Source organism: Robinsoniella sp. (assembly GCF_034124845.1).
In genome coordinates, this window is the sequence record NZ_JAWYAJ010000327.1 from 1 (window position 1) to 6,869 (window position 6,869).

At 42.5% G+C, this 6,869-nt stretch carries 8 protein-coding genes and 1 pseudogene; 4 read left to right on the plus strand and 5 right to left on the minus strand.

Annotation, left to right across the window (positions count from 1 at the left end; genetic code table 11):
• On the plus strand, window positions 1-405 hold a 405-nt coding region (locus ACH2DQ_RS16435), incomplete at its 5' end, for a UvrB/UvrC motif-containing protein (RefSeq protein ID WP_395027463.1).
• 110 nt (window positions 406-515) lie between these two features.
• Here ACH2DQ_RS16435 and ACH2DQ_RS16440 read toward each other — a convergent pair.
• Together ACH2DQ_RS16440 and ACH2DQ_RS16445 are read right to left on the minus strand one after the other, a co-directional pair.
• On the minus strand, window positions 516-1,094 hold the full coding sequence (locus ACH2DQ_RS16440) for a helix-turn-helix domain-containing protein (RefSeq protein WP_394911255.1): 579 nt from the start codon (window positions 1,092-1,094) through the stop codon (window positions 516-518).
• 49 nt (window positions 1,095-1,143) lie between these two features.
• Window positions 1,144-1,896 (minus strand): hypothetical protein, encoded by a 753-nt coding sequence (locus tag ACH2DQ_RS16445; protein WP_394911256.1) that lies wholly within the window; start codon window positions 1,894-1,896, stop codon window positions 1,144-1,146.
• A 250-nt stretch (window positions 1,897-2,146) separates the two neighbouring features.
• Between ACH2DQ_RS16445 and ACH2DQ_RS16450 the strand changes: the two genes are divergently transcribed.
• Window positions 2,147-2,830: a DUF2461 domain-containing protein gene (locus ACH2DQ_RS16450; RefSeq protein ID WP_395027465.1), complete on the plus strand. Its 684-nt coding sequence runs from the start codon at window positions 2,147-2,149 to the stop codon at window positions 2,828-2,830.
• Between the two features lie 69 nt (window positions 2,831-2,899).
• Here the strand turns inward: ACH2DQ_RS16450 and ACH2DQ_RS16455 are convergent, their stop codons facing one another.
• On the minus strand, window positions 2,900-3,067 hold the full coding sequence (locus ACH2DQ_RS16455) for a DUF6783 domain-containing protein (protein ID WP_394911258.1): 168 nt from the start codon (window positions 3,065-3,067) through the stop codon (window positions 2,900-2,902).
• Between the two features lie 117 nt (window positions 3,068-3,184).
• On the opposite strand from ACH2DQ_RS16455, the gene ACH2DQ_RS16460 reads away from it, so the two are divergent.
• Entirely contained in the window at window positions 3,185-4,456 is a 1,272-nt protein-coding gene (locus ACH2DQ_RS16460) for an ATP-binding protein (RefSeq protein ID WP_394911259.1), read from the plus strand.
• A gap of 180 nt (window positions 4,457-4,636) precedes the next feature.
• A pseudogene (locus tag ACH2DQ_RS16465) lies at window positions 4,637-4,705 on the plus strand (hypothetical protein); the annotation flags it as partial.
• 47 nt (window positions 4,706-4,752) lie between these two features.
• Here ACH2DQ_RS16465 and ACH2DQ_RS16470 read toward each other — a convergent pair.
• Together ACH2DQ_RS16470 and ACH2DQ_RS16475 are read right to left on the minus strand one after the other, a co-directional pair.
• Window positions 4,753-6,420, minus strand: a complete 1,668-nt coding sequence (locus tag ACH2DQ_RS16470) for a ribonuclease J (RefSeq protein ID WP_394911260.1) — start codon at window positions 6,418-6,420, stop codon at window positions 4,753-4,755.
• Window positions 6,421-6,793: 373 nt separating this feature from the next.
• On the minus strand, window positions 6,794-6,869 hold a 76-nt coding region (locus ACH2DQ_RS16475; RefSeq protein WP_395027474.1), incomplete at its 5' end, for a D-aminoacyl-tRNA deacylase.

Consider the following 6,869-nt stretch of genomic DNA (forward strand, 5'->3'; position numbering starts at 1 on the left):
GTACGGGAACAGTTTTTAAGACAAGCACAAAAGACAATGAGTAAAGCGGCACAGGCTGAAAAATATGAAACAGCAGCCTTCTACCGGGATTTAATCCAGTATCTGCAATATCTGAAAAAGGGTCTGGATTCTTATGAGAACTGGATGAAAAGCCATGTGATGCTGAATCTGGAAACAGACGCTGGAAGAAAACTGTTCTATATTGTAAAAGGCCGTGTGATACATAAAAAGACATTTTTGCAGGTGCTGCCCACGGTAAAGCAGGAGTTCCGAAAGGAAAGCCTGGAGATCTTATCAATGATTACGGATAATCTGGACCATAAGGGAAATATTGATTACTGCGATATCATCTATAGTGAAATGAGAGGTCAGCCTTCGGAAAAAATAGAGATCGAGTTTATGTAAAAAGATGCAATCAACAATATTATTCCGTTGATTGCATCTTGCTGCAATTCAATTTGAAAATTTTGCCTCGTAAAATGTGGTCGAATACATGTCAAAAAGAATATAATGCACTATAAGGCAAACAATCCATGATTGCTGCAGCAGATATAAAATTTTCCGCTTCTGATTTTTGGAATGCGAAGTTCGGCATTTTGTTCCGGGTATAATTTGATTAACTGAAGCCGGTCACAGGTGACATAGGCGGCAAAGGTCAGATAGTGTTCTCTGGTCATGGGATGATCCAGAGTGATATAAGATTCATCATCTATGTCTGCTGCCGTTATTATGTGGTGCTCATCTGCTGCTTTTACTTCCAGGGGCTCCAATTTTCGTCCGCAGCAGGAAAGCTCTGCTTTAGCCGTGCTGGTCAGAACATTTCCGCAAGTCGGGCACATATAGAACTTTACTCTTTTCATATTTCCTCCATCTGTATGATTCGGGTCTAAATCGCCCTGTAATATTTTTTCAATGTTAACGCCTAATATATGGGACAATTCACTAAGCAGTGAAACATCGGGACATCCAAGCCCTCTCTCCCACTTGGAGATGGTCTTGTCACTGATATTCATAGCATCTGCAATTTCCTTTTGTGTCATGTTCTTTTCTTTTCTCAGTTCCAATATCAGCAGACCCACTTTATTACAATCCATTATATTCACCTCCTGTAATCAGCATATGCCACTGGGCAAATTTTTGCAATCAACGCTCCGTAGAGTAGGTGTACAATTTTCCCGCTTTTCCCGTTCTTTGAACAACTTCTAAGTAATACAGTACATTTAATGCCAGCTGTGCTTTGGAAAGAGACAGCTTAGAAGCAGATTTAAAGTCTTTGGATGTAAAATCGGATTTTAGTCCAGGGGGAAGTAGTTTGTGGTAATCTTTTGGACTGTCTATAAAGATTTCATCCGTTAAACCAATGGGTATCCGTTCACAACGTGTAGATCCCTTCTTCTTATCTCTGCTCCATCCGTCCAGATAGCGGTACTCTTCGATCTCGATCATGGCAATGGTCAGCTTAATTCTGGGATTTTTAAGAAGTTCCTTTATTTTGTACAACTCATGGAAGATGTCATAATAACTGCCGCGTCTGGGGCTTTTTCTAGGCTGTGACACCTCTCCTGTCGTCTTATCGATCCACAGAAGCCATTTGGTGCTGGCGATTGGATATACGATACGCACGTCACAGACCTTGGTAAATACCTCCAGCTTTTTCCTAAGCTTGTTAAAATTCTGGGTTTGTATTTCAATAATCTCCCGTTCCGACTTAATATCTGCCACATAAGACTCCACCCGTACCTCCTGGTGTTCTATTCGAGGTTCATAGTATTCTTTTAACACAGCATGGAGTGTCTTTTCTGACAGTGTCCCGATGCCGTTGAAGTTTTTGCTGCCATATCGAATCTTTTGACAGGCATTTAGAAAGCGCTGTTGTTTGTTTTCCAAGTCATTCATAATCTTATTAATCTGTCCTTGTCTTTAAAGTTTCTATTTTCATTTCTAATTCTCATATACCCTATAAGCATACAACGTTGCAGCGGGTATTGTAAATAGTAAATGAAATAGAATACAGCTTTATTAGAAATAAAAACCATAGGATTATTCAAATAATAAAAAAAAGATGTCACAACCGGCTGATCGAGCTGTCTAATTAAGTGTAACGATTAAAAAGGCATATTTTGTGCAATGATCAAGGAGGATAAGAATGAACAATAAGGTGATTTTAGAGTTTTTAACACTGCTGCAGGAGCATAATTCATTTGAGTGGATGCAGGAAAATAAAAAACTGTACCAGGAAGCAAAAGGAGAATTTGAAAGTCTGATCGGGGAAATGATCGTTAGGATTTCGGCATATGACGAATCAGTGGCGTGGCTAAGTGCAAAAGACCTGGTCTTCCGTTTAAACCGGGATACCCGATTCAGTAAGAATAAATCTCCTTACAACCCCTCTTTCCGGGCACATATTTCATCGGCGGGGCGTCTTCCCATTCCGGCGGGGTATTTTATCTGTATCAAGCCAGGGGAATCTATACTTGGCGGAGGCGTCTTCGCCACGCAGTTCCCGGATGCCACCACTATGGTGCGGGATTATCTGACAGGTCACGGCGAAGCATTTATGGGTATAATTAACAGCAGGGATTTTCAGGAGAATTTCCAAGTACTTGGGGAAAAGCTGAAGAATGTGCCCAGGGGTTATGACAAGGACCATCCCCTTGCTGAATTCCTGAAGCATAAATCCTGGGATCTGGAATATGCCATCTGTGATGCACAGTTTGAAGATGTGGATGGATTTTTAGATCTGTCCGTGGATATCTTCCATAAAATGAAGCCTTTTAATGATTATTTAAATCAGGCTCTGGCTTCATTTACCATGCCTCAGAGACCGTAACCACTGACCAGACTGTGCCGTAATTCATTCCTGCCACTTGTACCACTTTGCGGCATATTAGTTCCAAATTCAGGTTAGATAGCCCGCTATGTGCCCATAATTTGGAACTAATCTCCCACAAACTACGACGCACAGCTGTCGGAAAGCAATTTTAGAATACGCTCTGGCAGACAGAACTTTGAATAGGCAGATACAGTTACTATGTATATCCATAGGGTGTGGGAAGTAAGTGTACATTTAAATAAATAAAAAAATGTCCCGGAAGTAGTTTGACAATAGAAATAATTTATTTTAAAATACTTCTATTGCAATAAGAAATGAAACAGGTGTAATATACTGAGAAAGCGTGGAAAAATGGGACATATTACTTCAAAAGAAGCCTATAAAAATCTGGAGGAACGTATAAACTGGTTTACGCAGGGTGCTCCTGCTTCCCAAACACTCTATAAGATCCTGGAGGTTTTGTATTCGGAAAAAGAAGCAAAATGGATCTCACTGCTGCCGGTGCGGCCTTTTACGGCTAAAAAGGCGGCACAGATCTGGGGGACGACCGAATTAAAAGCAGAAAAAGTGCTGGATCACCTTTGTGAGAAAGCCTTGCTGGTAGATTCTTTTCACAATGGACAGCGAAAATTTGTAATGCCGCCGCCTATGGCTGGGTTTTTTGAATTTGCCCTGATGAGGACCAGAGGGGATATTGATCAGAAATATTTAAGCGAACTGTATTATCAGTACATGAATATGGAGGAGGATTTTGTAAAAGACCTCTTCTATGCTACTGAAACCAGACTTGGACGGGTATTTGTACAGGAACCGGTTTTGTCTACAGAAAATACACTCCATATTCTGGATCATGAGCGGGCAAGCCATATTGTGGAAGAGGCAAAATACATCGGGCTTGGCACCTGCTACTGCAGGCACAAGATGTACCATGCGGGGCATCCCTGTGAAATTGAAGCTCCCTGGGATGTGTGTCTGACTTTCGGAAATGTGGCACGTTCCCTTGCAGAGCACGGCGGACATGCCAGGCTGATCTCAAAAGAAGAGGCATACGATGCGCTGGAACGCTCTTATGCGTCCAATCTGGTACAGATCGGTGAAAATGTAAGGGAAGATCCAATGTTTATCTGTAATTGCTGTGGATGCTGCTGTGAGGCCTTACAGGCGGCAAGGAAGTTCAGCCCCATGCAGCCTGTGGCAACTACAAATTATATCCCTGAGATAGCCAAAGATAAATGTATCTCCTGCGGCAAGTGTGCGAAGGTTTGTCCTATTCTGGCAATAAAGATGGAGGACAAGAATGCGGTCATTGATACGGATATTTGCCTGGGCTGCGGTGTGTGTGCCGGTAACTGCCCCACAAAAGCCATTGAAATGAAACGCCGGGCGGTACAGATTATTACCCCGGTAAACAGTACCCATCGGTTTGTACTGCAGGCAATCGAAAAAGGAACCCTTCAGAATCTGATTTTCGATAATCACGCCTTTGCAAACCATAGGGCGATGGCAGCTGTTTTCGGAACTATTTTAAAACTTCCGCCGGTGAAGCAGATGCTGGCAAGCAAACAGATGAAATCCATTTATCTGGATAAACTGCTGTCCATGAAGAAGAAAAAGACAGAATAAGCCTATTGTGATGATCTGAGATAACAGCATGAAAAACACTACTAAAAAGGGAGCATTCCGCTTGTGGTTCATACAGCGGATTGCTCCCTTTTTTAGATAATCATTTTCATTTATAAGATTGAATATGATTAGGAATCATAAAACAAGCCATTACCGGCATCTGTATATCCATAAAGATACATATCTGCCCCGAATTCAGATTACGTAGCCCGCTGCGCGCCCTTCACCCGGGACAAATCTCCCACAAAGTGTGATGCACAGCAGCCAGAAAGCAATTTTCAAACACGCTCTAATGTTTATACTTCCATTATGATTGGAAGTATCATCGGTGATCTTTTTATTTTTTTCCACAGGAAATCTCCAAGATCATCCCGGAGTGCTGACTTAATCTTTCCCCAGTCCGTTATTTTCTTCTTGTTACAGCGTTCCAGTGTATCAGCGGCAAGGCTGCGCAGCTGGGACATTAATTCCTCGGATTCCCGTACATATACAAATCCTCTGGAGATGATATCCGGTCCGGCCAGAACCTGGTTGGTGTCTTTTTCCAGTGTAACGGTAACCACCATAATGCCATTTTCAGACAAGCTCTGTCTGTCGTGCATGACAATATTCCCCACATCACCAATGCCTAATCCGTCTACCATGATGCCTCTGGCTGGAACCTTTCCGATGACAGAGGCCTTTTCTTCGGAAAGTGCCAGCACGTTTCCGCATTCAATCAGAAATGTGTTTTCTTTTGGAATGCCAAGTGCTTGTGCCAGATTTGCCTGGGCTGCCCGGTAGCGGTATTCCCCATGCATTGGCACCGCATATTTCGGGTGAACAAGGGAATAGATCAGTTTGATTTCTTCCTGGCAGGCATGTCCTGATACATGGGTATCCTGGAAGATTACATTGGCACCCTTCATGGATAATTCATTTATAATTTTCGAAACGGCCTTTTCATTTCCGGGGATTGGCGTTGAACTTAAAATAATCGCATCCCCGGGTTTTACCGACACTTTTTTATGCGTGGAATCCGCCATACGGGACAGAGCCGCCATGGATTCTCCCTGGCTTCCGGTTGTGATTAAAACCAGTTTTTCATCGGGATAGTTTTTCATAAGATCGATATCGATTAGAGTATTCTTTGGAATTTTCACATAGCCCAGGTCTGAGGCAATCCGAATTACGTTGAGCATACTGCGCCCCTGCAGGATTACTTTTCGTCCAAATTTATATGCCGTGTTAATAATCTGCTGCACCCTGTCGATATTGGAAGCAAAGGTAGCAACGAAGATACGGTGTGACTTATTTTCCTCAAACAGCGTGTCGAATGTTTTTGCAACCTTAATCTCAGATGGGGTAAAGCCCGGGCGCAAAGCGTTGGTACTGTCACACATCAGTGCCAGCACGCCTTTTTTACCCAAGGCACCCAAACGCTGCAGGTCAATGGCATCTCCAAATAACGGTGTATAGTCGATCTTAAAGTCACCCGTATGCACAATGATACCTGCGGGTGAATAGATTGCCAGTGCGCTGGCATCGGCAATGCTGTGATTCGTTTTGATAAATTCAACCCGGAATGATCCCAGAGTGATAATGCCGCCGTGTTTTACCACTTTGCGGCGGGTGTTTTTCATTAAATGCGCCTCTTCCAGCTTATGTTCGATCAATCCCATTGTAAGCTGGGTTGCATAAATCGGTATATTGATCTGGGGCAGGATATATGGCAGAGCCCCAATATGATCTTCATGACCATGAGTAATAACAAATCCCTTTACTTTAGCCTTATTTTCGATCAGATAAGTGACATCCGGAATTACTTTGTCAATGCCAAGCATTTCTTCATCCGGAAATGAAATTCCGCAGTCTACGACGATAATACTGTCCTCGTATTCAAATGCGGTAATATTCATACCTATTTTATCAAAGCCTCCCAGCGGGATAATTTTTACGCTTCCTGTATTTGTGTTTTTTTTCAATTGAAACCTCCTAAATGTATGCTATTCATATTGTTTACAGCCATTTGTTCAAATTATTCATCAGTTGTGGTATGTCTGGCGGTTTAGCCAGATGATAATTCATACCGGATTGTAATGCCATGTCTACGTCTTTGGCAAATGTATTTGCAGTCATGGCGATAATGGGTATCGTTTTTGCATAGAATTCTGAAACCTTTCCAGTGCTTCTCTTTCATTCAGTGCCGGTTCTGCCTGACCGGCACTGAGTGCCTGTGACTCGTATTCCGACCAGTCGTAGGCAGATAATAAGATTTGACTTATTAAAATGTAAAAGGAAGCCCGAAGTTTACGTAATATAGTTATGTAAACTTCGGGCATTCCTACAGCTTTGAAGTCAGGATTCTAAGACGATCGTAAATGGTCCATCATTACATAACTCAACTTTCATGTCGGCTCCAAAACTTCCTTTT

Coding starts and splice junctions, on each gene's coding strand:
- ACH2DQ_RS16450 (WP_395027465.1), top strand. CDS start 2,147: ATGAACAATAAGGTGATTTTAGAGTTTTTAACACTGCTGCAGGAGCAT.
- ACH2DQ_RS16455 (WP_394911258.1), bottom strand. CDS start 3,067: ATGTACACTTACTTCCCACACCCTATGGATATACATAGTAACTGTATC.
- ACH2DQ_RS16440 (WP_394911255.1), bottom strand. CDS start 1,094: ATGGATTGTAATAAAGTGGGTCTGCTGATATTGGAACTGAGAAAAGAA.
- ACH2DQ_RS16460 (WP_394911259.1), top strand. CDS start 3,185: ATGGGACATATTACTTCAAAAGAAGCCTATAAAAATCTGGAGGAACGT.
- ACH2DQ_RS16445 (WP_394911256.1), bottom strand. CDS start 1,896: ATGAATGACTTGGAAAACAAACAACAGCGCTTTCTAAATGCCTGTCAA.